Annotated in this window: 18 protein-coding genes and 1 pseudogene; 12 read left to right on the top strand and 7 right to left on the bottom strand. The window is 73.0% G+C overall.

Annotated elements, in window-relative coordinates:
- Positions 1-411: 411 nt before the first annotated feature.
- The gene (locus AC3ET3_RS07590) at positions 412-2,208 is read left to right on the top strand and encodes a glycoside hydrolase family 3 protein (RefSeq protein ID WP_435611863.1); all 1,797 of its coding nucleotides are present in this window, start codon (positions 412-414) and stop codon (positions 2,206-2,208) included.
- A 243-nt stretch (positions 2,209-2,451) separates the two neighbouring features.
- A complete protein-coding gene (locus AC3ET3_RS07585; RefSeq protein WP_435611862.1) occupies positions 2,452-3,096 on the top strand; it encodes a hypothetical protein in 645 nt (214 codons plus the stop codon).
- A gap of 578 nt (positions 3,097-3,674) precedes the next feature.
- Here AC3ET3_RS07585 and AC3ET3_RS07580 read toward each other — a convergent pair.
- Entirely contained in the window at positions 3,675-4,082 is a 408-nt protein-coding gene (locus tag AC3ET3_RS07580; RefSeq protein ID WP_432133139.1) for a hypothetical protein, read from the bottom strand.
- A 190-nt stretch (positions 4,083-4,272) separates the two neighbouring features.
- Here AC3ET3_RS07580 and AC3ET3_RS07575 point away from each other — a divergent pair, with 190 nt between their 5' ends.
- The 3 genes and pseudogenes from AC3ET3_RS07575 to AC3ET3_RS07565 form a co-directional block, all read left to right on the top strand.
- On the top strand, positions 4,273-4,497 hold the full coding sequence (locus AC3ET3_RS07575; protein ID WP_435611861.1) for a hypothetical protein: 225 nt from the start codon (positions 4,273-4,275) through the stop codon (positions 4,495-4,497).
- Positions 4,494-5,039, top strand: a complete 546-nt coding sequence (locus AC3ET3_RS07570; protein ID WP_435611860.1) for an RNA polymerase sigma factor — start codon at positions 4,494-4,496, stop codon at positions 5,037-5,039. Before AC3ET3_RS07575 ends, AC3ET3_RS07570 begins: the two co-directional genes overlap by 4 nt.
- 251 nt (positions 5,040-5,290) lie before the next feature.
- Positions 5,291-6,634 (top strand): annotated as a pseudogene (locus AC3ET3_RS07565) (putative bifunctional diguanylate cyclase/phosphodiesterase); the annotation flags it as partial.
- Here AC3ET3_RS07565 and AC3ET3_RS07560 read toward each other — a convergent pair.
- Positions 6,577-10,305, bottom strand: coding sequence for an ABC transporter ATP-binding protein (locus tag AC3ET3_RS07560; protein WP_435611859.1), 3,729 nt, complete (start codon positions 10,303-10,305; stop codon positions 6,577-6,579). The pseudogene AC3ET3_RS07565 and the gene AC3ET3_RS07560 overlap by 58 nt on opposite strands.
- A 251-nt stretch (positions 10,306-10,556) precedes the next feature.
- Between AC3ET3_RS07560 and AC3ET3_RS07555 the strand changes: the two genes are divergently transcribed.
- Together AC3ET3_RS07555 and AC3ET3_RS07550 are read left to right on the top strand one after the other, a co-directional pair.
- Positions 10,557-11,345 carry an endonuclease I family protein gene (locus AC3ET3_RS07555; RefSeq protein WP_432156657.1) on the top strand — a complete coding sequence of 263 codons (789 nt, stop codon included), beginning with the start codon at positions 10,557-10,559 and terminating at the stop codon, positions 11,343-11,345.
- A 262-nt stretch (positions 11,346-11,607) separates the two neighbouring features.
- Positions 11,608-12,048, top strand: a complete 441-nt coding sequence (locus tag AC3ET3_RS07550; RefSeq protein ID WP_432133144.1) for a VOC family protein — start codon at positions 11,608-11,610, stop codon at positions 12,046-12,048.
- A gap of 43 nt (positions 12,049-12,091) precedes the next feature.
- Here AC3ET3_RS07550 and AC3ET3_RS07545 read toward each other — a convergent pair whose 3' ends face one another.
- Together AC3ET3_RS07545 and speB are read right to left on the bottom strand one after the other, a co-directional pair.
- A complete protein-coding gene (locus tag AC3ET3_RS07545; RefSeq protein WP_432156658.1) occupies positions 12,092-13,777 on the bottom strand; it encodes a thiamine pyrophosphate-binding protein in 1,686 nt (561 codons plus the stop codon).
- The gene (speB, locus tag AC3ET3_RS07540; protein WP_432133146.1) at positions 13,774-14,766 is read right to left on the bottom strand and encodes an agmatinase; all 993 of its coding nucleotides are present in this window, start codon (positions 14,764-14,766) and stop codon (positions 13,774-13,776) included. Before speB ends, AC3ET3_RS07545 begins: the two co-directional genes overlap by 4 nt.
- 142 nt (positions 14,767-14,908) lie before the next feature.
- On the opposite strand from speB, the gene AC3ET3_RS07535 reads away from it, so the two are divergent.
- Together AC3ET3_RS07535 and AC3ET3_RS07530 are read left to right on the top strand one after the other, a co-directional pair.
- The gene (locus tag AC3ET3_RS07535) at positions 14,909-16,525 is read left to right on the top strand and encodes a helix-turn-helix domain-containing protein (RefSeq protein ID WP_435611858.1); all 1,617 of its coding nucleotides are present in this window, start codon (positions 14,909-14,911) and stop codon (positions 16,523-16,525) included.
- Between the two features lie 62 nt (positions 16,526-16,587).
- Entirely contained in the window at positions 16,588-17,376 is a 789-nt protein-coding gene (locus tag AC3ET3_RS07530) for a phosphatase (RefSeq protein WP_432156660.1), read from the top strand.
- A gap of 4 nt (positions 17,377-17,380) precedes the next feature.
- On the opposite strand, the gene AC3ET3_RS07525 is transcribed toward AC3ET3_RS07530, so the two are convergent.
- The 3 genes from AC3ET3_RS07525 to AC3ET3_RS07515 all read right to left on the bottom strand — a co-directional run bounded on the left by AC3ET3_RS07525 (position 17,381) and on the right by AC3ET3_RS07515 (position 20,133).
- On the bottom strand, positions 17,381-18,250 hold the full coding sequence (locus tag AC3ET3_RS07525; protein WP_432133149.1) for an acyl-CoA thioesterase: 870 nt from the start codon (positions 18,248-18,250) through the stop codon (positions 17,381-17,383).
- Between the two features lie 9 nt (positions 18,251-18,259).
- Positions 18,260-19,417 carry an acyl-CoA dehydrogenase family protein gene (locus AC3ET3_RS07520; RefSeq protein WP_432133150.1) on the bottom strand — a complete coding sequence of 386 codons (1,158 nt, stop codon included), beginning with the start codon at positions 19,415-19,417 and terminating at the stop codon, positions 18,260-18,262.
- 119 nt (positions 19,418-19,536) lie between these two features.
- Positions 19,537-20,133: an SACE_7040 family transcriptional regulator gene (locus AC3ET3_RS07515; RefSeq protein WP_435611857.1), complete on the bottom strand. Its 597-nt coding sequence runs from the start codon at positions 20,131-20,133 to the stop codon at positions 19,537-19,539.
- A gap of 97 nt (positions 20,134-20,230) precedes the next feature.
- On the opposite strand from AC3ET3_RS07515, the gene AC3ET3_RS07510 reads away from it, so the two are divergent.
- Genes AC3ET3_RS07510 through AC3ET3_RS07500 form a run of 3 tightly spaced genes read left to right on the top strand, consistent with a single transcriptional unit; the run spans position 20,231 to position 24,728 of the window.
- The gene (locus AC3ET3_RS07510) at positions 20,231-21,847 is read left to right on the top strand and encodes a carboxyl transferase domain-containing protein (RefSeq protein WP_435611856.1); all 1,617 of its coding nucleotides are present in this window, start codon (positions 20,231-20,233) and stop codon (positions 21,845-21,847) included.
- 11 nt (positions 21,848-21,858) lie between these two features.
- Positions 21,859-23,784, top strand: coding sequence for an acetyl/propionyl/methylcrotonyl-CoA carboxylase subunit alpha (locus tag AC3ET3_RS07505; RefSeq protein ID WP_432133153.1), 1,926 nt, complete (start codon positions 21,859-21,861; stop codon positions 23,782-23,784).
- Positions 23,781-24,728, top strand: a complete 948-nt coding sequence (locus tag AC3ET3_RS07500) for a hydroxymethylglutaryl-CoA lyase (RefSeq protein ID WP_432133154.1) — start codon at positions 23,781-23,783, stop codon at positions 24,726-24,728. Before AC3ET3_RS07505 ends, AC3ET3_RS07500 begins: the two co-directional genes overlap by 4 nt.
- Positions 24,729-24,730: the final 2 nt, after the last annotated feature.

Raw genomic sequence — 24,730 nt, 5'->3', positions numbered from 1 at the left:
GGCGGCCCCCGCCGACGCCCTGCCGGGGCCCAGGAACCAGAAGCGAGAGGGGCGCCCCGTCGACGCCGGCCGGCGGCGTGGCGCGGCCGACGGTGCCTGGGCGCGCGCCCCGGGCCGGGAACCCGGCGCGGGGGGCGTTCGTCCAACTCCCGGAGCCGCCGGGAGAGTCCTCGTGGTGCGGTGTCGGCCCTCGCCTCCGGCCGAGATCGCTGACCCCCCTCTCCGCCGCACCGCGCCCGGCGGCCGGCCGCCATCGGCGCGCCCCCTCCACTGCGCCGATGGCGGCACCCGCGCGGGGACGGGACACGGTGCCGCGCGCGGTGCCTTGATCGGCGGGACGATTGCGGATAGGGCTGGCGGGACGGAAGTGTCCCCCGGGACGTCAGCGATCAGCCGCCGAAGGAGCGCCCGATGCCCTCCAGACGTACCGTCCTGGCCGCCGGTGCCGGGCTCACGGCGGCACTCGGCGCCGGTGGCCCCGCGCGGGCGGGCGACGAGCGCCGGCTGCGGCGGATCGTCGCCGGGATGACGCTGGAGGACAAGGTCGGACAGGTCTTCGTCTCCCGGGTGTTCGGTCATTCGGCGACCGCGCCGGACGCGGCCGACGCCGAGGCGAATCTGCGCGAGCTGGGCGTGCGCAGCGCCGCCGAGCTGGTGGAGAGGTACCGGGTGGGCGGGGTCGTCTACTTCTCCTGGGCGCACAACACCCGTGACCCCCGCCAGGTCGCCGAGCTGTCCGACGGTGTGCAGCGGGCCGCGCTGGCCCGGCCGGGCGGGCTGCCCGTGCTGGTCGCCACGGACCAGGAGCACGGCGCGGTGTGCCGGATCGGCAGGCCGGCCACGCTCTTCCCGGGCGCGATGGCGATCGGGGCCGGCGGGTCGCCCGCCGACGCCCGCACACTCGGGCTGATCGCGGGCCGCGAGCTGCGCGCGATGGGCGTACGGCAGGACTACTCCCCCGTGGCGGACGTGAACGTCGACCCGGCGAACCCGGTGATCGGCGTGCGGTCCTTCGGGGCCGGTCCGCGCGCCGTGGCCGACCTGGTCGCCGCCGAGGTACGCGGCTATCAGGCCTCGGGGGTGGCGGCGACCGCCAAGCACTTCCCGGGGCACGGGGACACGGCCGTCGACAGCCACACCGGCTTCCCCGTCATCACGCACAGCCGCGCGGAGTGGGAAGCGCTGGACGCCGTGCCGTTCCGGGCGGCGGTCGCGGCCGGCGTCGACGCGATCATGACCGCGCACATCCTGGTGCCGGCGCTCGACGACTCCGGCGACCCGGCCACCCTGTCCCACCCGATCGTCACCGGTCTGCTGCGCGAACACCTGGGCTACGACGGGGTGGTGGTCACCGACGCGCTGGACATGGCCGGGGTGCGGACCAGGTACGGCGACGACCGGGTGCCCGTGCTGGCGCTGAAGGCCGGCGTCGACCAGCTGCTCAACCCGCCCGACCTGCGCGTCGCGTGGCACGCGGTCCTCGCCGCCGTACGGGACGGGGAGCTGGGCGAGCCGCGGCTCGACGCCTCCGTGCTGCGGATCCTGCGGCTCAAGGAGCGGCTCGGGCTCCTCGACCGGCCGTACGCCGGCACGGCGGGCGTGGACCGTACGGTCGGGGCACCGGCCCATCGCGCCGCCGCCGACGGGATCGCGGAGCGCACCACGACCCTGCTCGTCAACGAGGGCACCGAGGGCACGGTGCTGCCGCTGTCCCCGCGTACGCGGCCCCGGCTGCTCGTGGCCGGCGCCGACCCCGCCTCCCCGTCGGGTACGACCGGGCCGCCGACCGGCGTTCTGGCGACGGCCATGACCGAGCTGGGCTTCGCGGCGACCGCCCTGCCCACGGGGGTCGCGCCCTCCGACGCCGTGATCGCGCGGGCGGTGGCGGCGGCCGGGGAGGCGGACGCGGTGGTCGTCGGCACGTACGACGTCACCGCCGACAGCGCCCAGCGGACGCTCGTCGAGCGGCTCCTCGCCACCGGGCGGCCGGTGGTGGCGGTCGCCCTGCGCAACCCCTACGACATCGCCCACCTCCCCGGCGTCCGGGCGTGCCTGGCCACCTACTGCTGGACCGATGTCGCCCTGCGGGCCGCCGCCCGGGTGATCGCCGGGGCGGTGGCGCCGCGCGGGCGGCTGCCGGTGCCGGTGCCCCGGGCGGACGACCCCGCGCGCACGCTCTTCCCGATCGGGCACGGCCTGTCGTACTGAGCCCTCACCCCCAGGGCGTACGCCGTCCACACCACAATTCCAGTCACCGATTTACTGCATGGCGAAAAAGTACCGCAGAGCCCCTCACCCGAGGAACTCATTACAGTCAGCGGCCGAAACACCACCTAGCTCAGATGTAGCTCAAAATTTCGGCGCTCTCCGACTCCAAAAGGACATGGCCATGCTTCTATGACACCACACGTCACCCCGCAGGGTGACCCAGAAGAAGAGGATCAAAACAGCGTGAAGAAGATCCGAAGTGTCGCTGTGTTCTCCGTAACTGCCGCCGCTCTCTCAGTCATGTCATTACCGGCGTACGCCGAACAGACCGACCCCACCGAGCCGGTTGTCGAGATCGGAACAGCCCCTCCGGAAGAGCCTCAGGAGACCGATCTCACCGACCCGATCGAGGGTGAACCCGACATTCCCGATGAGCCTCCCACCGGCAAGATTCCCAGCGAAATCTGCACACGGCAAAACGTCTATACCCCCACCGCCAACCTTGGAAGGAAGCACCAAGGGGTGGGGCCGACGTTGGCCAACTACAACGGATCATCCCGGACGGCAAGATCCACCTTCACATCGGAGGTCACCGGCGAAGTCGGTGTCAGCCTTTCCGCTGGACTCTCGACGAGTGTCGACATCCTGGTCGCCAAGATTGAGGCCAAGTACCAGGTCGATCTCTCCCTGAAGCTGACCGCAAAGCTGGGCAACACCATATCCACCGACACGCCGCCCAAGAGGACCACTCTGGCCAAGTACGGCGCCTACCGCCTGAAGAACACGGGCACCAGCTACGTCGTCTACAGCAACTGCCGGACCAGCACGAAAAAGACCATCACGAGCTACACGCCCTGGAGGGTTGGCTGGTACCTGTGGGAACAGTGACCAGGCTTTCACGCCGACAGCGGCCGATTGCGCTGGGAATCGGCCTGACCCTCACGCTGCTGAGCGTGTCCGGCTGCACCGGCGGAGGCCAGAAGCCCGCCGACACTCCGACTGGCAGAACCACCTCAGCGGCTCCGTCCGCAGCTCCCGAAGGCGGCGGAGCGGAGCATGTCACCGGAGAGTCCGTCACCGCCGCACCAGAACCCGCGAATAACGGCACCGTACTCATCAGCGTCGACTCACACCAGGGGAATGCGACACTCCCACTGAAAGAGGGCGTGAAGCCTGGGCGGCCGATAGGAATACAGGTCAACTGTCAGGGGGCGGGAACACTGGAAGTTTCCCTGGAGCCCGCGAGCGTAAGCTTTCCTCTGCCCTGCTCGGAAAACGAGGTCAGCAGCACCTACAACGAGGTGCACCTGAAACGCGCGAGAGCAGATGCCTCCATCCGCATCACGGCACCGTCCACAATGCGCTGGGCACTGACCGTCGAACAGTGAGCACAGAAAACTGCCATCGCGTTGCTTGCCCGTACCCTCAACGGGCAAGCAGCGCCTGTTTCCACCTCGGTACAGAATTCAGCACAGGATCCACCCCGAACTGACCGACCCGCCCCCCACCGACCCCCGCACCCACACGCACCGGCGGCCCGCGTGGACGGTGACCGGGCCGGCGCGGAGGACGGAACGGGTCTCGCGGCGTACGGCGCGGTTGCCGCGGGCCTGGACGCTGAGGGTCATCTCGCGGCGTACGCCGGGGCGTTTGGTGAGGGTGACGGCGCAGACGTAGCCGTTGCGCTTGAACACGTAGACCGCGCCGGTGCTGAAGGACAGGGTGCGCACGTGGCGTCCGGCGCAGGGCAGCCGGGCGGCCGCCTCGGCCGGGGGCGCCGGTGCGGCGAGCGCCAGCAGTCCGGACGCGGTCAGCACGGCCGCGCCCAGCGCGAACCGCCGCCGAACCGCTCCCCAGCCTCCTCCTGAGTTCACCGTGACCCCTCCCTCCCCCGCAGTGCCGTACTGGTGTACGGACGCGCAGCGAGATGCGCACGGTTGCGCTCCGGGGGCCCTCAACCCCCGCCCCACGGGGCAGTAGTGAGGTAGGTCACATTCGTGCGAAGGTGTCGTCACGGTGCGCGGCGGCGGGCTTCGTACTGGGTGACGGCAAGGTCCCGCTCCCGTGCGACTGGACAGGATGAATGTGCTGCACCTACTTGTGACCCTGTGTCTCACCGGCGCCGCGGCACTCATCGCGGCGGGCTCCCACTGGATACGGGACCGTTCCCGCGAGCGGCTGTACCGGTCGGTCGCCCGGTCCCTGCCCCACGGCGGTTCGGTGACGGAGCAGCAGCCGGACCGCTCCGCCTGGGAGTTGCGGGTTCCGCCCGGCGGAGACGGGCGGTGAGCGATGCCGGTGCGCGCTACGACGGGTTCTTCGCGGACCACTACGACGAACTGGTGGTGATGGCGACCCACATGACCGCCGGCGATCTGCACCTGGCGGAGGAACTGGTCGCCGACGCGTTCGTCCGGGCGCTGCGGGCCTGGGACCGGATCGACTCCCCGCGCTCCTGGCTGGTCGCGGTCATCGCGCGGGACGCGGTCAAGCGGTCCCGCCGGCTGCGCGGCCGGCTGCCCAAGCCGGCCCGGATCTGGGCGACGGACCGCACGGTCGTCGCCGACGACCCGGCGACGGTGGTGGAGCGGCTGGAGGACTGCGCGCGGGTGATGCGGGCCCTGGCGGAGCTCTCCGACCGGCAGCGCACCATCGCGGTGCTGCACTGGTGCCAGGACCGTTCGCAGAAGGAGATAGCCGCGATGCTGGGCGTCGCGCCGAGCACGGTGGCCCGGCACCTGGCCCGCGCCCAGCGGACGCTGCGCCGGGTCTTCGGACCGCGCGGCGAGGCGCTCAACCTCTTCACCGACCTCGGGAAGGAGCGGACGTGACCTGGTTCCGCCGCCCCGTACAGCCGTCCGAGCCCGACCCCGTGGTCCGCGCGGAGCTGGCCCGCTCCGTGGCCGCGCTGCGGGCCCGGCTCGGCGAGACCGATCCGGCGCGGCGGGAGGAGGTCCTCGCGCGCGTCAAGCGGCGGGCCGCGGGCCCCTCCGGGGAGCCGTACCGGCCCGGGGACCTTCCCGCCCGGGCGGGCCCGCCCGGGCCGGCCCACCCGCACCGCCGGATACACCGCCGTTACCTGGACCAGCTGACCGGGCTGCCGCACCGGCAGTGGCTGCGGGGGCGTCTGGAGGCGGTGCTCGGCGATGCCGGGCGGACGCGCGCCCGGGTCGGCCTGATCGTGTTCGACCTGGACCGGTTCCGGCTCGTCAACGACACCCTGGGGCACGTCGCCGGGGACCGGCTGCTGCTCCGGGTGGCCGACCGGCTGCGGCGGGCGCTGCCCGAGGGGGCGGAGGCGGCGCGGCTCGGCGACGACGAGTTCGCCGTGCTGCTGCCGGCCGCCGGCTCCACGGCCTCGGTGGCCCGGGTCGCCCGGGACCTCGTCGCCGCGCTGGGTGCCCCGCTCGACCTCGACGGCCTCACCCTGGTGCTGGAGGCCGGGGCCGGGGTCGCCGTCTTCCCCGACCACGCCCTCGACGCCGAAGGCATGCTGCGGCGCGCGGACGTGGCGATGTACCAGGCGAAGCGGGACCGCACGGGGGTGGAGGTCTACGAGTCCGAGCGGGACTCCCACACCCCCGACCGGCTGGGTCTGCTGGGCGATCTGCGCCGGGCGCTGGACGCGCACGAGGTGGAGCTGCACTACCAGCCGAAGGTGCGCTTCGACGGGCAGGTCGCCGGCCTGGAGGCACTGGTGCGGTGGGTGCACCCGGAGCGCGGGAAGGTGCCGCCGGACGAGTTCGTGCCGCTCGTGGAGTCGTCGGGGCTGATGCCCCGGCTGACGGCGTACGTGCTGGAGCGGGCCGTCGGACAGCTCGCGCGGTGGCGGGCGCAGGGGCTGTCCGTGCCGGTCGCGGTGAACGTCTCGCCGCGCGACGTGCACACCCCCGGGTTCGCGGGCTCGGTGGCGGCGGTGCTGGCGCGGCACGGGGTGCCGGCGGCGTCACTGCAACTGGAGATCACCGAACGGGTGCTGCTGGAGGATCCCGAGCGGGCCGCCGAGACCCTGAGCGGGCTGACCGGGCACGGCGTGAAGATGTCGCTGGACGACTTCGGCACCGGCTACTCCTCGCTGGTGCACCTGCGGCGGCTGCCGGTGAGCGAGCTCAAGATCGACCGGTCGTTCGTGGCCCGCCTCGCGGTGGACGCACAGGACGCCGAGATCGTGCGGTGCACCGCCGACCTCGCCCACGCCCTGGGCATGGTGGTGGTCGCGGAGGGCGTGGAGGACGACGAGACCTGGGGCCGGCTGCGCGACCTGGGCTGCGACGCCGTGCAGGGCTGGCTGATCGCCGCGGCCATGCCGCCGCGGGAGACGGCGGCATGGCTGCGGTCCCGGGACGGGCGGGACCCGGGCGGCCCCGGTCACACGGGTCCGGCGGCCACCGGCTCGCCGACGAACGTCCGCCACAGCTCTGCGTAGCGGCCCTCGCGGGCGAGCAGCTCCTCGTGGGTGCCGTCCTCGACGACCCTGCCGTGGTCCATCACGACCACCCGGTCCGCGCGGGCCGCGGTGGTCAGCCGGTGGGCGACGACGAGGGTGGTACGGCGGCCGGCGACGCGGTCGGTGGCCTGGTTGACCTGGGCCTCGGTGGCCAGGTCCAGGGCCGCGGTCGCCTCGTCGAGGAGCAGGACGTCGGGGTCGACGAGTTCCGCGCGGGCCAGCGCGATCAGCTGCCGCTGGCCGGCGGAGAGGTTGCGGCCGCGCTCGGCGACCTCGTGCAGGTAGCCGCCGTCGAGCCGGGCGATCATCTCGTGCGCGCCGACCGCCCGGGCCGCCGCCTCCACCTCGGCGTCGGTGGCGCCGGGCCGCCCGTAGGCGATGGCGTCCCGGACCGTGCCGGGGAACAGGTACGCCTCCTGCGGCACCACGCCCAGGCGGTGCCGGTACCCGGTGAGGTCCAGTTCCCGCAGGTCGGTGCCGTCGACGGTGACCCGGCCGGCCGTCGGGTCGTAGAACCGGGCGACCAGCTTGACCAGGGTGGACTTGCCGGCGCCGGTCTCACCGACGAACGCGACGGTCTGCCCGGCCGGGATCCGCAGGTCGATGCCGGTGAGGGCCTGCTCGGGCCGGTCGGCGGACCCGTACGCGAAGTGCACGTCCTCGAAGGCGATCTCGCCGCGCAGGGCCCTTACCTCGCGGGGCGCGGCGGCCGGCTTGGTGGACGTCGGCTCCCGCAGCAGTTCCTGGATGCGGCCCAGCGAGACGGTGGCCTGCTGGTAGCCGTCGAAGACCTGGGAGAGCTGCTGGACCGGCGCGAAGAACAGGTCGATGTACAGCAGGTACGCCACCAGCGCGCCGGTGGTCAGCGTCCCGTCCTGGATCCGGCCGGCGCCGACGACCAGGACGGCCGCCGCCGCCGCCGACGACAGCAGCTGGACGAAGGGGAAGTACACGGAGATCAGCCACTGGCCGCGGATGCGCGCCCGGCGGTAGCTGTCGCTGGCCTCCGCGAACCGCGTCGCGCCGGAGCGCTCCCGGCGGAACGCCTGCACGATGCGCAGCCCGGACACCGACTCCTGGAGGTCGGCGTTGACCGCCGAGACCCGCTCGCGGGCCAGCTCGTACGCCTTGACGCTGGCCCGGCGGAAGAAGACGGTGGCGATGATCAGCGGGGGCAGCGTGGCGAAGACGACCAGCGCGAGCTGTACGTCGATCACCAGCAGGGCGACCATGATGCCGAAGAAGGTGACGGCCGAGACGAACGCGGTGACCAGGCCGGTCTGCAGGAACGTGGAGAGCGCGTCGACGTCCGTCGTCATCCGCGTCATGATGCGCCCGGTCAGCTCCCGCTCGTAGTAGTCGAGGCCGAGGCGCTGGAGCTGGGCGAAGATCTTCAGGCGCAGCGAGTACAGGACGCGTTCGCCGGTCCGGCCGGTCATCCGGGTCTCGCCGATCTGCGCCGACCACTGGAGCACCACGGTGAGCAGCGCGAGCAGCGAGGCCGCCCAGACCGCGCCCAGCGAGGCCCGGGTGACGCCGTCGTCGATGCCGTGCCGGATCAGCACCGGCAGCAGGAGTCCCATGCCGGCGTCCACGGCGACCAGGCCGAGGCTGACCAGGAGCGGGGTGCGGAAGCCGCGCAGGAGGCGGCGCAGGCCGTACGACTCCTCGGGCCGCACCGCGCGGTCCTCGTCGACGTCGGGGGTGTCGGTGGCCGGGGGCAGCGCCTCGACCTGCGCGAGGAGTTCCGGGGTGGCCGGGGAGCCGGACAGCGCGGTGTCCTTGGGCTCCCGGTCGCCGGTCCACAGCCGGGGGGTGACGCCGCGTTCCGCGTCGAACTCGGCGTCCAGCTCGTCGCGTACCGAGGTGTCCTCGGCGGGGGCGGCGGGCCGCGCGTGGCCCGGGGAGACGGCACCGAGTTCGTCGGGGTCGGTGAGCAGCCGGCGGTAGAGGGCGCAGCGCCGCTGGAGTTCCTCGTGGGTGCCGACGTCGGCGAGGCGGCCCTGGTCGAGGACGGCGATGCGGTCGGCGAGGTTGAGGGTGGAGCGGCGGTGCGCGATGAGCAGCGTGGTGCGGCCCGCCATGACCTGCTGGAGGGCCTCGTGGATCTCGTGCTCGACGCGGGCGTCGACGGCGGAGGTCGCGTCGTCGAGGACCAGCAGGCGGGGGTCGGTGAGGATGGCACGGGCGAGCGCGATGCGCTGGCGCTGGCCGCCGGACAGGGTCAGGCCGTGTTCGCCGACCTTGGTGGCGTAGCCGTCGGGCAGCTCGGCGATGAACCGGTCGGCCTGGGCGGTGCGGGCGGCGGCCTCGATCTGCTCGTCGGTGGCGTCGGGGCGGCCGTAGGCGATGTTGTCGCGGACGGTGTCGGAGAAGAGGAAGGAGTCCTCCGGGACCAGTCCGACGGCGGCCCGCAGCGAGTCCAGGGTCAGCTCGCGCACGTCGTGGCCGCCGATGAGGACGGCGCCGCGCGTGACGTCGTAGAAGCGCGGCAGGAGCAGGGAGACCGTGGACTTGCCGGAGCCGGAGGCGCCGACCACCGCCAGGGTCTCGCCGGGGCGGATCTCGAAGCTGAGGCGGTCGAGGACGAGGCCGGCCCTGCCGGGCGCGGTGTCGTAGCCGAAGGACACGTCGTCGAACTCGACGGTGGCGGGCGCGTCGGCGGGCAGGTCCTTGGTGCCGTCGGTGAGCGTCGGTTCGGTGTCGATCAGCTCCAGGACGCGCTCGGTGCCGGCGCGGGCCTGCTGGCCGACGGTGAGGACCATGGCCAGCATGCGGACCGGGCCGACCAGCTGGGCCAGGTAGGCGGAGAAGGCGACGAAGGTGCCGAGGGTGATGTGGCCGTGTACGGCGAGCCAGCCGCCGAGGGCCAGCATGGCGACCTGGCCGAGGGCGGGTACGGCCTGCAGGGCGGGGGTGTAGCGGGAGTTCAGCCGGACGGTGCGCAGCCGGCCCGCGAAGAGACGGCGGCTGACCTCGCGGATCTTGCCGGTCTCCTGGTCCTCCTGCCCGAACCCCTTCACCACGCGGACCCCGCTGACCGCGCCGTCGACCACGCCCGCCACGGCGGCGGCCTGCGCCTGCGCGTACCAGGTCGAGGGGTGCAGGCGGGTCCGGCTGCGCCGGGCGATCCACCACAGGGCGGGCGCGACCGCGAGCGCGACGAGCGTGAGGGGGACGGACAGCCACGCCATCACGACCAGGGAGATCAGGAAGAGCGCGAAGTTGCCGATGGTCATGGGCAGCATGAACAGCAGGCCCTGGATCAGCTGGAGGTCGCTGGTGGCGCGGCCGACGACCTGCCCGGTGGACAGCTCGTCCTGGCGGCGGCCGTCCAGTCGGGTGATCGTCCCGTACATCTCGGTGCGCAGGTCGTGCTGGACGTCCAGGGCGAGGCGGCCGCCGTAGTAGCGGCGGACGTAGGTGAGGACGTAGACGAGGACGGCCGCGCCGATCAGTGCGCCCGCCCAGGGGGCCATGGACCGGGTCCGGTCGCTGACGACATCGTCGATGATCATTTTGATGATCAGCGGGACGATCGCCATGACGGCCATGCCGAGGAGCGACGAGGCGAGGGCCAGTACGACGTCCTTCGGATACCGCCAGGCGTATCCGGCCAGTCGCCTCGCCCATCCCCGTTGCGGTGTCACGCGCTGCCTCCCTCTCGCCCTGATCTTCCGCAAGGCACCAACGCGGGCGGGGTGGGATTTCATCCCGGGCTCCGCTCCGGCCCGGGTCCGGCGGGGCGCTTCGTCCGCGCGCCCTGGACGGATATGCCGTTCCCCGTCACCTGATCGACATGTCCACTTCATGGACACGCCCGCATGTTCATGTCACTCTCCCGATTGCGCCCCCCACTCAACACGCGTAGATCGGACCCCGCATGAAGCTGGCGACACGCATGAGCCGCTGGAGGTCGGTGGCCCTGACCACCGCCGCGCTCCTGGTCGGCCTCACCGCTCCCGCGCTGACGGCGACCCCGGCCGCGGCGACGACCACCGCCTACGACTCGACGTACTACAAGAACGCGGTCGGCAGGACGGGAACGTCCCTCAGGTCGTCCCTGCACACCATCATCAGCAGCCAGTCCAAGCTGTCGTACTCGGCGCTGTGGACGGCCCTGAAGAACACGGACCAGGACCCGAGGAACAGCAACAACGTCATCCTGCTGTACAGCGGCATATCCCGCAGCAAGTCGCTCAGCGGCGGCGACACCGGGGACTGGAACCGGGAGCACGTGTGGGCCAAGTCCCACGGCGACTTCGGCACCTCGACCGGTCCCGGCACCGACCTGCACCACATCCGCCCCGCGGACGTCAGGGTCAACTCCATCCGCGGCAACAAGGACTTCGACAACGGCGGCGGTTCGTTCACCGACAGCGGCGGCAGCCTGACCGACGGCGACTCCTTCGAGCCGCGGGACGCCGTCAAGGGCGACGTGGCCCGCATGATCTTCTACATGGCGGTGCGCTACGAGGGCGACGACGGCTGGCCCGACCTCGAGGCCAACGACCGCGTCAGCAACGGCAGCAACCCCTACCTGGGCCGCCTCTCCGTCCTCAAGGCCTGGAACGAGGCCGACCCGCCGGACGCCTTCGAGGAGCGCCGCAACCAGGTCATCTACGACACCTACCAGCACAACCGGAACCCGTTCATCGACCACCCGGAGTGGGTCGAGGCGATCTGGTAGAAGAGGCGCCGACCGGGCATGCGAGGGAACCGTGGGAACCGTACGACGCGGATGCCCGGTGCCTACAGTAGGAGCCGTGACGGGCGCCGCACGACCCGGGCCGGGTCCATGAGGACACGGACGCGGCCCGGCGAGCGCGGGCCGACGCGAGGCGTGGTCCGGCCCCGGTGACCGCCGGGGCCGGACCACGTCGCGTGCGCCGGTCCCCCGCCCTCCCACCACCGCCGCAGAGCGGACCGCGCGACGAAGAAGGAGCACCCTCTTGGCGATCCAGCGAATGGACAACGTGGCCATCGTCGTCGACGACCTGGAGGCCGCCGTCGCCTTCTTCACCGAGCTCGGCATGGAGCCGGAGGGCGAGGCGCAGATCGAGGGAGCGTACGCGGACCGGATGCTCGGGCTCGACGGGGTCCGCAGCGCCATCGCGATGATGCGCACCCCGGACGGTCACGGCAAGGTGGAGCTGACGAAGTTCCACTCCCCCGCCGCGGTCCCGGCCGGACCGGCCGACCCGCCGCCCCACACCCTGGGGCTGCACCGCGTCATGTTCGCCGTCGACGACATCGACGACACCGTCGCCCGCCTGCGCCGCCACGGCGCCGAACTCCTCGGCGAGGTGACGCGGTACGAGAACCTGTACCGGCTCTGCAGCCTCCGCGGCCCGTCGGGCATCATCGTCGCCCTGGCCGAACAGATCGGCTGACGAACCTCCACCGGCGCCTGCCGTCCGGCCCCGTCTCGCGTCCTCACCCCGGATGCGTGGGTGCGAACATCCGCAGCACCGCCGGGAGGACGACCACCGACGGCCCCGGCGCGGCCAGCGCCTTCGCCAGGTCGGACTCCAGCGTCTCGGGGGTCGTACGCACCCCCGGGACGCCGAAGGACCCGGCCAGCGCCACATAGTCCGGGCGAGCCAGCTCGGTCCCCGTGGCCTGGCCGAAGGCGTCGGTCATGTACTCGCGCAGGATGCCGTAGCCGCCGTCGTCGACGATCAGCCAGGTCACCGGAAGGGCGTGCTGCTTCGCCGTGGCCAGCTCGGCGATCGAGTAGAGCGCCCCGCCGTCGCCGGAGACGGCCAGCACCGGCCGGGTCGGATCCGCGACCGCCGCGCCCAGCGCCGCCGGGAAGCCGTAGCCGAGGCCGCCGGCACCCTGGGCCGAGTGCATGTGGTTCGGGCCCTTGGCGTCGAAGGCGGACCAGGCCCAGTAGGCCAGGATCGTCATGTCCCAGAAGGAGGGGGAGTCGGCGGGCAGAGCCCTGCGGACCGACGCCAACACCTCCTGTTCCAGGGTGAGTTCCTGAGCCGCGATACGGTCGCGCACGCGGCCCAGCAGCTCCCGCACCCGCTCGGCGGCCGACGGGTCCGCGCGCTCCCGCACCGTCTCCAGCAGCGCCTGGAGCGCGAGCCGGGCGTCCGCGTGGATACCGAGCGCCGGATGGTTGGACTCCAGCTTGCCGAGGTCGGCCTCGATCTGGATGACCCGGCCGCGCGGCTTGAACGTGTGGTAGTTCGAGGAGAGTTCGCCGAGCCCCGAGCCGACCACCAGCAGGACGTCCGCGTCCTCAAGGAAGTCCGTGGTGTGCCGGTCCTCCAGCCAGGACTGGAGGGACAGCGGGTGCGTCCAGGGGAAGGCGCCCTTGCCGCCGGGGGTGGTGACGACCGGCGCCTGGAGGCGTTCCGCGAGCTGCTTCAGCTTGCCGCTCGCGTCGGCCCGTACGACGCCCCCGCCTGCGATGATCGCCGGGCGGGCGGCCTTGGACAGGAGGTCGGCGGCGACCGCCGTCAGTTCCACCCGCGGGACCAGGTCCTCCGGCGTCGCGTCCACGCCCGTCACCACCGGCAGATGGGTCTCGGCGAGCAGGACGTCCTGCGGGATCTCCACCCACACCGGCCCGTGCGGGGCGGTCAGCGCCGACTTCCAGGCCGCCGCGAGCGCGGACGGGATCTGGGACTGGGTACGCACGGTGTGGACGGACTTCACCACACCGCGGAAGGAGGCCGCCTGGTCCGGGAGTTCGTGCAGATAGCCGTGGCGGCCGCCGCCCAGACCCGCCGTCGGGATCTGGCTGCTGACGGCGAGGACGGGGGCGGAGGCCGCGGCCGCCTCCTGGAGTGCGGCCAGCGAGGTCAGCGCGCCGGGGCCGGTCGACAGCAGCAGCGGCGCCGCCTCACCGGTGATACGGCCGTACGCGTCCGCCGCGAACCCGGCGTTGTTCTCCATGCGCAGGCCGACGTAGCGCAGGCCGGAGCGGCGCAGCGCGTCGAACATGCCGAGGGCGTGCTGGCCGGGCAGGCCGAAGACGGTCGTCGCGCCGAGACCGGCCAGCGTCTCCACGACCAGGTCCCCGCCGTTGCGGCCGGGCGGAGGGTTCAGCGCGGCCTCCGTCTGTGCGGCGGTGGGGCGGAGTTCCAGGTCGTGGTCGTGGGTCACTTCGCCTCCGTGTCCTTCCGGGCGGCGTTCCGGGCCGCGGCGATCTGCCGGGACATGATCGTCGTCAGTTCGTACGCCGTGTGGGAGGCGGCGACCGACGTGATCTCGGCGTGGTCGTACGCGGGGGCCACCTCGACGACGTCCGCCGAGACCAGGTTGCAGGAGGCCAGGCCGCGCAGGATCTCCAGCAGCTCGCGGGAGGTCATGCCGCCCGCCTCGGGAGTGCCGGTGCCGGGCGCGTGCGCCGGGTCGAGGCAGTCGATGTCGATGGAGATGTACAGCGGGCGGTCGCCGATGCGCTGCCGGAGCTGGTCGGCGACCTCGTCGGCGCCGCGCCGGTAGACGTCCGCCGAGGTGACGATGCCGAAGCCCATCTTCTCGTCGTCCGTCAGGTCCTGCTTGCCGTAGAGCGGGCCGCGGATGCCGACGTGGGAGAGGGCGGAGGTGTCGAGGACGCCCTCCTCGACCGCCCGGCGGAACGGGGTGCCGTGGGTGTACTCGGCACCGAAGTAGGTGTCCCAGGTGTCCAGGTGGGCGTCGAAGTGGAGCAGGGCGACCGGGCCGTGCTTCTTCGCGACGGCGCGCAGCAGGGGCAGGGCGATGGTGTGGTCGCCGCCCAGCGTCATCAGGCGGGCGCCCGAGTCCAGCAGGTCGTCCGCGGCCGCCTCGACCGTCTCGACGGCCTCGTTGATGTTGAACGGGTTCACGGCGATGTCGCCGCCGTCCGCCACCTGGGCGAGGGCGAAGGGCGAGGCGTCCTGGGCGGGGTTGTACGGGCGCAGCAGGCGGGACGCCTCGCGGATGGCGTTGCCGCCGAAGCGGGCGCCGGGCCGGTAGGAGACGCCCGAGTCGAAGGGCACGCCCACGACCGCGACGTCGGCTCGGCCGACCTCGTCCAGCCGGGGCAGCCGGGCGAAGGTCGCGGGGCCGGCGTACCGCGGGACGCGGGAGGAGTCGACGGGGCCGCGGGGCGTCTCGTTGCTGGTCATGGTCGGATGCCTTCCTTCTTCTGCGCCGTCCCTGCGCGCTCTTCCGCCCAGGTGACCACCTTCGACCCTAGGTGGCCGGACGGCGACCGCGAAGTGTACGTTTCATCCATCCGAGCCCTACAGGATGGATGAAACGCACATCATGCCGGATCCCACTGTTCCGCCGACGCCCCCGGTGCCGCTGTCCGCGCTGCTGGCCCGCGAGGATCTGGGACTGCGGCAGGTCGCCGGGCCCCGCGACGGGGGGACGGCCGTCCACTGGGCGCACGCGTCGGAGATGGCCGACCCGTACCCGTACCTGCTGGGCGGGGAACTGCTGCTCACGGCGGGCGTGCACATCCCCGGGGACGCGGACCGGGGCACGGACCGGGAGGCGGAGGGGGAGGCGGAGCGGGACGGCTTCTTCGACGGCTATGTCGCGCGGATCGTCGCCGCGGGCGGCGCGGCCCTCGGCTTCGGGCTGGCCCCGGTGCACGACACGGTGCCCGGCGCGCTGGTCGCGGCCTGCGAGGCGCACCGGCTGCCGTTGCTGGAGGTGCCGCCGCGGACCACGTTCTCGGGGGTGGCCCGCGCGGTCTGGGAACTGATGGAGCGGGCCCGCACCGCCGAGCTGCGCAGGGTGGCGGAGGCCCAGCAGAGCCTGGTGGCCGCCGCTTCCGGGCCCGACCCGGTGTCGGCGGTGCTGCGCCGGCTCGCCCGGCGGGTGGGCGGGCACGCGGTGCTGTACGGGCCGGGGGGCGCGGAGATCGCCTCGGCGGGGCGGATGCCCACCGGACCGGAGGAGTCCGAGGACGCGGCGGGGCCCGGGGCGTCCGAGGGCTCGCCGGGGCCGGTGCGGGCCGCCCTGGCCGGGCTGGCCGGTGTCGTCACCGCCCGCGCGTCCCGTACGGCCACCGACACCGTCGCCGGCCGTCAGCTGTCCGCGTACGCCCTGGGCGACGACCGGGGTTTCGTGCTCGGGGTCGCCGCGCCGGGCCGGGCCGCCGGGGACCACACCATCGTCTCCGCGGCGGCCGTGCTGCTGTCCCTGCTGACCGGCGAACGGCACGGCGGCAGCGGCGCGGCCCGCACCTCCGCCCTCGTGCGGCTTCTCCTGGGCGCCTCGGCCGAGGAGGTCGCCCCGCTGCTGGGCGACGACGAACGGTGGCAGGTGGTCCACGCCCGCCCGCAGCCGACGCCCGCCCCGGCCGCCACCGACCCGACCGCCACCGGTCGGCCTGCCACCGGTCAGCTCGCCGCCTTCGCCCTCGGAGCCGCGCTGGGTTCGCCGTTGGTCGACGTCGCGGACGGCCTCGTACGGGTGCTGCTGCCCGAGGGCACGGCACCCGCCCCCCAGCCCGGCTGGACGCTGGGGGCGAGCGCGCCCGTCGCCCCGGCGGACTGGGCGAGCGGCGACGCCCAGGCGGAGCGGGCGCTGGCCCGGGCACTGGCCACCCGCGCGCCGCTGGTGCGGCACGGGGCCGGCGCGGGGCTCGCCGCACTGGTGCCGCCGGACGCGGCCGGGGCGCACGCCCGCGCCCTGCTCGCACCGCTCGACGGCCGGCCCGCGCTCACCGAGACGCTCCGCGTCTGGCTGTCGCTGCACGGCGGCTGGGACCGTACGGCGGTGGCGCTGGGCGTGCACCGCAACACCGTGCGGCAGCGGATCGCGCGCTGCACCGCCCTGCTGGGGACGGATCTGGATGATCCGGACGTCCGGATGGAGCTGTGGTTCGCGCTGCGCTCACCGGGGCTGAACAGGGCGGACGGCGGCACGTGACCCGCGTCCCAGCGGCCGGAACCGCGCCGCCTCGCACAGGTCGCTGCCTCACAATGGACACCATGCCGATACCCGGGACACCCAGCCGTGCCGAGCTCCTCGACCACCTCGTGCGCACCCGCATCGCGGGCGATGTCGCCACGCCGCGCGAGAACAACCTCTCGCACTACCGCCAGCTGGCGAACGGCAACCGGCACTACTGGCTCGGCCTGGAGCTCGGCGACCGCTGGAACGACGAGCAGGACGTGCTCGCGGTGATGGCCGAGCGGGTCGGCGTCAGCGACGACCCGGAGCACCGGTACGGCCAGGACACCATCGACCCGGAGCTGACCGTGGCCGGTCTGGAGCGGATGGCGGGGCGGCTGCGCAAGGCGGGCGAGGACCGGCAGCGGGTGCTGTTCGCCACCGGTCACCCGGGCGGCCTGCTGGACGTGCACCGCGCCACGGCCGCGGCCCTGCGCGCGGCGGGCTGCGAGATCGTGGTGATCCCGGACGGGCTGCAGACCGACGAGGGCTACGTCATGCAGTTCGCGGACGTGGCGGTCCTGGAGCACGGGGCGACCCTGTGGCACACCCACTCGGGCGAGCCGATGAAGGCGATCCTGACCGCGCTGGAGCACCTCGGCCGCCCGCTGCCCGACCTGGTGGTCGCCGACCACGGCTGGGCGGGGTACGCGGGGCAGCACGGCGTGGACTCCGTCGGGTACGCCGACTGCAACGACCCCGCCCTGTTCCTCGCGGAGGCGGAGGGCACCGTGCAGGTCGCCGTCCCGTTGGACGACCACGTGGTCAGCCCGCGCCACTACGACCCGATGACGGCGTACCTGCTGGCGGAGGCGGGGCTGTCCTGACCCGTCAGGCCCGCGGCACCCGGACCACGCCCTCCTGGATCACCGACACGGCCAGCCGGCCGTCCTGGGTGTAGATGCGGGCCTGGCCGAGGCCGCGGCCGGCGTGGGCCGTCGGGGACTGCTGGTCGTACAGGAGCCATTCGTCGGCGCGGAAGGGGCGGTGGAACCACATCGCGTGGTCCAGGGAGGCGCCGACCACGTCGCCGACCGCCCAGCCGCCCCGGCCGTGCGCGAGCAGCACCGAGTCCAGCAGCGTCATGTCGGAGACGTACGTGGCGAGGACGATGTGCAGCAGGGGGTCGTCGGCCAGCTTGCCGTTGGTGCGGAACCACACCTGGCTGTGCGGGTCGCGCGGCTCGCCGAAGCGGCCGTAGGGCGGCTCGTCGACGTAGCGCAGGTCGATCGCCTCGCGCGCCTGGAGGAAACGCTCGACGATCTCGGGGGCGAGGTGGTCGTAGCCGCGCAGCCGTTCGGCGGAGGTGGGCAGCGTGACCGGGTCGGGCGCGGGCGGCATGGCGGTCTGGTGGTCGAGGCCGTCCTCGTACTCCTGGAAGGACGCCGACAGCGTGAAGATCGGCCTGCCGTGCTGGACGGCGACCACCCGCCGGGTGGTGAAGGAGCGGCCGTCACGCATGCGTTCGACCGTGTAGACGATGGGCGCGCCCGGGTCGCCCATGCGCAGGAAGTACGCGTGCAGCGAGTGCGCGGGCCGGTCCGCGGGGACCGTGCGCCCGGCGGCGACCAGCGCCTGCGCCGCCACCTGCCCGCCGAAGACGCGCGGGACTACGGCCGACCGCGACCGGCCGCGAAAGATGTTCTCCTCGATCTGCTCCAGGTCGAGCAGATCGAGGAGATCCTGGAGTGCCTGGCTCACCCGTGTCCTTTACAGGCCCATGTCCTTGGCGATGATCGTCTTCATGATCTCGCTGGTGCCACCGTAGATGCGGTTGACGCGGTTGTCCGCGTACAGGCGGGCGATCGGGTACTCGTTCATGTAGCCGTAGCCGCCGTGCAGCTGGAGGCAGCGGTCGATGACGCGGTGGGCGACCTCGGTGCAGAACAGCTTGGCGGAGGCGGCCTCGGCGGGGGTCAGCTCGCCGGCGTCGAGCGCCTCGGTGGCGCGGTCGGCGACGGCCTCGGCGGCGTCCACCTCGGCCTGGCAGGCGGCCAGCTCGAACTTGGTGTTCTGGAAGTGGGCGACCGGCTTGCCGAAGACGGTGCGCTCCTGGACGTACTGCTTTGCGAACCGGACCGCGGCCTTGGCCTGCGCGTAGGCGCCGAAGGCGATGCCCCAGCGCTCGGAGGCCAGGTTGTGTCCGAGGTAGTAGAAGCCCTTGTTCTCCTCGCCGAGGAGGTCCTCGACGGGCACCTTGACGTCGACGAAGGCCAGCTCGGCGGTGTCGGAGGTGCGCAGGCCCAGCTTGTCCAGCTTGCGGCCGACGGAGTAGCCCTCGGACTTGGTGTCCACCGCGAACAGGGAGATGCCGAAGCGGCGGTCGTCCTCCTTCGGCGCGGAGGTGCGGGCGCACACGATGACCTTGTCGGCGTGCACACCGCCGGTGATGAAGGTCTTGGCGCCGTTGAGGACGTAGTGGGTGCCGTCCTCGCTCAGCTTGGCGGTGGTCTTCATGCCCGCGAGGTCGGAGCCGGTGCCCGGCTCGGTCATCGCGATGGCCCACATCTCCTCGCCGGAGACGAACTTCGGCAGGTAGCGCTTCTTCTGCTCGTCCGTGGCCAGCATCTTGATGTAGGGCAGGGCGAGCAGCACGTGCACGCCGGAGCCGCCGAACTGCACGCCCGCGCGCGCGGTCTCCTCGTAGAGGACGGCCTCGAACTTGTGGCTCTCCAGGCCGGCGCCGCCGAACTCCTCGGGGACGTTGATGCCGAAGATGCCCAGCTCGCCGAGCTTGTAGTAGAACTCGCGCGGCGCCTGGCCGGCGGCGAACCACTCGTCGTACACCGGCACGACCTCGGCCTCGATGAAGGCGCGGAGGGTCTCCCGGAACGCCTCGTGATCCTCGTTGAACACCGTACGGCGCACTCGCCACACCTCCACGTACGTCGGCCGGCCGGGCCGAGCTGAACTGTCTAAGCGCTTGCTCAGAGCAACCGTACCGGCGAGTACGAACGGCGTCCAGAGGCCCCCGGTGGTAACGCTCGTCACGCTCCGGCGGCGGCCCCGAAGGCCCCCCGGGCCATGCGGTGGAGCAGTTCCGCCGTGACCCCCCGGCCCGGCAGGGAGCCCGGGCGGCCCAGGTGCGGAGTGGAGTTGAGGAGGCCGAAGACGGAGTGGACCGCCGAGCGGGCGGTGGGCTCGGTGAGCGCCGGGTAGGCCTCGCGGACCACCTGCACCCACAGCTCCACGTACTGCCGCTGGAGCTGGCGGACCAGCTTGCGGTCACTGTCCCGGAGGCGGTCCAGCTCGCGGTCGTGCAGGGTGATCAGGGGGCGGTCGTCGATCGCGAAGTCGATGTGGCCCTCGATGAGCGAGTCGAGAACCGCCTCCGGGGTGCCGCCGTCGACCTCCGCCAGGCGTCGCTTCGCGCCGGTCAGCAGCTGGCCGCTGATACCGACCAGCAGCTCGGCCAGCATCGCGTCCTTGCCGGCGAAGTGCCGGTAGAGGCCCGGGCCGCTGATGCCGACCGCGGCGCCTATCTCGTCGACGCCGACGCCGTGGAAGCCGCGCTCGGCGAAGAGGCGGGCGGCCTCCTTGAGGATCTGCTCGCGGCGGGTGGGGGCGTCGGTTCTGGTGGCCATGGAAGCAATTCTAGACAGGGAGGTTAGCGGTCGTTAACCTGAAGGAAATGGTTAACGCTCATTAACAGTCGATCACTGGGTGAGGGGACCGCACGACATGGATCAGGCACCGGAGCTGACGAGCGCGGCAGACCCCGCGTCCGCGGCCTGGCGCGCCAACGAACAGGCGCACCTCGCGCTGGTCGAGGAGCTGCGCGCCAAGCTGGCCGCGGCCCGCCTCGGCGGCGGCGAGAAGGCCCGCGCCCGGCACACCGCGCGCGGCAAGCTGCTGCCCCGGGACCGGGTGGACGCCCTCCTCGACCCGGGCTCGCCGCTGCTGGAGCTGGCGCCGCTCGCGGCCGACGGGATGTACGACGGGCAGGCCCCGGCCGCCGGCGTGATCGCCGGGATCGGCCGGGTCAGCGGCCGCGAGTGCGTGATCGTGGCGAACGACGCCACCGTCAAGGGCGGCACGTACTACCCGATGACGGTGAAGAAGCATCTGCGCGCCCAGGAAGTCGCCCTGGAGAACCGGCTGCCCTGCGTCTACCTGGTCGACTCCGGCGGCGCCTTCCTGCCGATGCAGGACGAGGTCTTCCCGGACCGCGAGCATTTCGGGCGGATCTTCTACAACCAGGCCCGGATGTCCGGCGCCGGCATCCCGCAGATCGCCGCCGTTCTCGGCTCCTGCACGGCCGGCGGCGCGTACGTCCCCGCCATGAGCGACGAGGCCGTGATCGTCCGCAACCAGGGCACGATCTTCCTCGGCGGCCCGCCACTGGTGAAGGCGGCCACCGGCGAGGTCGTCACCGCCGAGGAGCTGGGCGGCGGCGAGGTGCACTCCCGGGTGTCCGGCGTCACCGACCACCTCGCCGAGGACGACCCGCACGCCCTGCGGATCGTGCGCGACATCGTCGCCACGCTGCCGGCCCGCCACCCCCTGCCCTGGGAGGTCCGGCCACCGGTCGAGCCGAAGGTCGACCCCTACGGCCTGTACGGCGCCGTCCCGGTCGACTCCCGCACCCCCTACGACGCCCGCGAGATCATCGCGCGCGTGGTGGACGGCTCGCGCTTCGCGGAGTTCAAGGCGGAGTTCGGGCAGACCCTGGTCACCGGTTTCGCCCGCGTCCACGGCCACCCGGTGGGGATCGTCGCCAACAACGGCATCCTGTTCTCCGAGTCCGCCCAGAAGGGCGCCCACTTCATCGAGCTGTGCGACCAGCGCGGCATCCCGCTGCTGTTCCTGCAGAACATCTCCGGCTTCATGGTGGGCCGGGACTACGAGGCGGGCGGCATCGCCAAGCACGGCGCCAAGATGGTGACGGCCGTCGCGTGCACGCGCGTTCCGAAGCTGACCGTGGTGGTCGGCGGGTCGTACGGCGCGGGGAACTACTCCATGTGCGGCCGGGCCTACTCGCCGCGCTTCCTGTGGATGTGGCCGGGCGCCAAGATCTCCGTGATGGGCGGTGAGCAGGCCGCCTCCGTCCTGGCCACCGTCAAGCGGGACCAGCTGGAGGCGCGGGGCGAGGAGTGGCCGGCCGAGGACGAGGAGTCGTTCAAGGCGCCGATCCGCGCGCAGTACGAACGCCAGGGCAACGCCTACTACGCCACCGCCCGCCTCTGGGACGACGGGGTCATCGACCCGCTGGAGACCCGCCAGGTGCTGGGTCTGGCCCTGACCGCCTGTGCCAACGCGCCCCTGGGTGACCCCCAGTTCGGCGTCTTCCGGATGTGAGGGGAGCGTCCATGTTCGACACCGTCCTGGTGGCCAACCGCGGCGAGATCGCCGTCCGTGTCATCCGTACCCTGCGGTCGATGGGCGTCCGCTCGGTCGCCGTCTTCTCCGACGCGGACGCCGACGCACGCCACGTCCGGGAGGCCGACACGGCGGTACGGATCGGTCCCGCGCCGGCCGCCGAGAGCTATCTGTCGGTGGAGCGGCTGCTGGAGGCCGCCGCCCGCACCGGCGCCCAGGCCGTGCACCCGGGGTACGGCTTCCTCGCGGAGAACGCCGGCTTCGCGCGCGCCTGCGGGGAGGCCGGGCTGGTCTTCGTCGGGCCGCCCGCCGACGCCATCGCGCTGATGGGCGACAAGATCCGCGCCAAGGAGACCGTGCGGGCCGCCGGCGTGCCGGTGGTGCCCGGCGGGCGGGACCCGGAGCTGGCCGCGGCGGCCCGCGAGCTGGGCGCGCCGGTGCTGCTGAAGCCCAGTGCGGGCGGCGGCGGCAAGGGCATGCGCCTGGTACGCGATCTGAGCGTCCTGGAGGACGAGATCGCCGCCGCGCGCCGCGAGGCCCGCGCCTCCTTCGGCGACGACACCCTGCTGGTCGAGCGGTGGATCGACCGTCCCCGGCACATCGAGATCCAGGTCCTGGCCGACGGCCACGGCAACGTCGTCCATCTGGGCGAACGCGAGTGCTCCCTCCAGCGCCGCCACCAGAAGATCATCGAGGAGGCGCCGAGCGTCCTCCTCGACGAGGCCACCCGCGCGGCGATGGGCGAGGCGGCCGTCCAGGCGGCCCGCTCGTGCGGCTACCGGGGCGCGGGCACGGTGGAGTTCATCGTGCCGGGCGGGGACCCGTCGGCGTACTACTTCATGGAGATGAACACCCGCCTCCAGGTGGAGCACCCGGTCACCGAGCTGGTCACCGGGCTGGACCTGGTGGAGTGGCAGCTGCGGGTCGCCGCCGGGGAGCCGCTCGGCCTCGCCCAGGAGGACGTACGGCTCACCGGGCACGCGATCGAGGCCCGCGTCTGCGCCGAGGACCCCGCGCGCGGCTTCCTGCCGTCCGGCGGCACGGTCCTCAGGCTCCACGAGCCGCAGGGCGACGGGGTGCGCACCGACTCCGGGCTCAGCGAGGGCACCGAGGTCGGCAGCCTGTACGACCCGATGCTGTCCAAGGTGATCGCGTACGGCCCCGACCGCGCGACCGCGCTGCGCCGGCTGCGCGCCGCCCTCGCCGGGACGGTCACGCTGGGCGTGCAGACGAACGCCGGGTTCCTGCGGCGGCTGCTGGCCCACCCGGAGGTGGTGGCGGGCGACCTGGACACCGGTCTGGTGGAACGCGAGGTGGCGGGGCTGGTCCCCACCGACGTACCGGAGGAGGTGTACGAGGCCGCCGCGGCGCTGCGGCTGGAGGCGCTGCGCCCGCGCGGCGACACCTGGACGGACCCGTTCTCGGTGCCGAGCGGCTGGCGGATGGGCGGGGAGCCCAAGGCCGTGGCGTTCTGGCTGCGGGTACCGGGGCTGGAACCCGTCACCCACGAGGCCCGCGGCACCACCGCCGCCGTCACCGAGGACCGGGTCGGCGTCACCCTCGACGGCGTCCGGCACACCTTCCACCACGCCGGCGACTGGATCGGCCGCGACGGCGACGCCTGGCAGGTCCGGGACCACGACCCGGTAGCCGCGTCGCTGAGCCGGGCCGGGCACGCGGGGGCCGACTCGCTCACCGCGCCGATGCCCGGCACGGTCACCGTCGTGAAGGTCGCGGTCGGCGACGAGGTGACGGCCGGGCAGAGCCTGCTCGTGGTGGAGGCGATGAAGATGGAGCACGTCGTCTCCGCCCCGCACGCCGGCACGGTCACCGAACTCGACGTGACGCCGGGCAGCACGGTCGCCATGGACCAGGTGCTGGCCGTCATCGCGCCCCGTGAGGAGGCGACGGCATGAGAGGACTGCCCATGGTCGTCCCGGCCCCGGGTCTGCCCGCGCGCGTGCGGATCCACGAGGTCGGCGCGCGCGACGGCCTGCAGAACGAGCAGGCGACCGTACCGACCGAGGTGAAGGCGGAGTTCATCCGCCGGCTGGCCGGCGCGGGCCTGACCACCATCGAGGCGACGAGTTTCGTGCACCCCAAGTGGGTGCCCCAACTCGCCGACGCGGAGGCGCTGTTCCCGAGCGTCGCCGGCCTCGACGGGGTCGACCTGCCGGTCCTGGTGCCCAACGACCGCGGCCTGGACCGCGCCCTCGCGCTCGGCGCGCGCCGCGTCGCCGTGTTCGCCAGCGCCACCGAGTCGTTCGCCAAGGCCAACCTCAACCGGACGCTGGAGGAGTCGCTGGCGGTGTTCGGCCCGGTCGTGGAGCGCGCCAAGCGGGAGAACCTCCACGTGCGCGGCTATGTCTCCATGTGCTTCGGCGACCCCTGGGAGGGCGCGGTGCCGCTCCCCCAGGTGGTACGGGTCTGCCGGGCCCTGCGGGACATGGGGTGCGACGAGCTGAGCCTCGGCGACACCATCGGCGTCGCCACCCCCGGCCAGGTGGGCGCCCTGCTGACGCTCCTCGCCGAGGAGGGCGTGCCGACCGACGCGATCGGCGTCCACTTCCACGACACCTACGGCCAGGCCCTGGCCAACACGTACGCGGCACTGCAGCACGGCGTCACCACCGTCGACGCCTCCGCGGGCGGCCTGGGCGGCTGCCCGTACGCCAGGTCCGCCACCGGCAACCTCGCCACCGAGGACCTCGTGTGGATGCTGCACGGCCTCGGCATCGACACCGGAGTCGACCTCGGCCGTCTCACCGCCACCAGCGCGTGGATGGCCGAACAGCTGGGCCGGCCCAGCCCGTCCCGCACCGTCCGAGCCCTGTCCCACAAGGACCCCGAGGAGCAGTGACC

It is taken from the genome of Streptomyces sp. bgisy159 (assembly GCF_057707805.1).
Note: the sequence above shows the minus strand (reverse complement) of the source record. Positions and strands in the feature narration are given on the sequence as shown.

Coding starts and splice junctions, on each gene's coding strand:
- AC3ET3_RS07590 (WP_435611863.1), top strand. CDS start 412: ATGCCCTCCAGACGTACCGTCCTGGCCGCCGGTGCCGGGCTCACGGCG.
- AC3ET3_RS07555 (WP_432156657.1), top strand. CDS start 10,557: ATGAGCCGCTGGAGGTCGGTGGCCCTGACCACCGCCGCGCTCCTGGTC.
- speB (WP_432133146.1), bottom strand. CDS start 14,766: ATGACCAGCAACGAGACGCCCCGCGGCCCCGTCGACTCCTCCCGCGTC.
- AC3ET3_RS07535 (WP_435611858.1), top strand. CDS start 14,909: ATGCCGGATCCCACTGTTCCGCCGACGCCCCCGGTGCCGCTGTCCGCG.
- AC3ET3_RS07530 (WP_432156660.1), top strand. CDS start 16,588: ATGCCGATACCCGGGACACCCAGCCGTGCCGAGCTCCTCGACCACCTC.
- AC3ET3_RS07515 (WP_435611857.1), bottom strand. CDS start 20,133: ATGGCCACCAGAACCGACGCCCCCACCCGCCGCGAGCAGATCCTCAAG.
- AC3ET3_RS07510 (WP_435611856.1), top strand. CDS start 20,231: ATGGATCAGGCACCGGAGCTGACGAGCGCGGCAGACCCCGCGTCCGCG.
- AC3ET3_RS07505 (WP_432133153.1), top strand. CDS start 21,859: ATGTTCGACACCGTCCTGGTGGCCAACCGCGGCGAGATCGCCGTCCGT.
- AC3ET3_RS07500 (WP_432133154.1), top strand. CDS start 23,781: ATGAGAGGACTGCCCATGGTCGTCCCGGCCCCGGGTCTGCCCGCGCGC.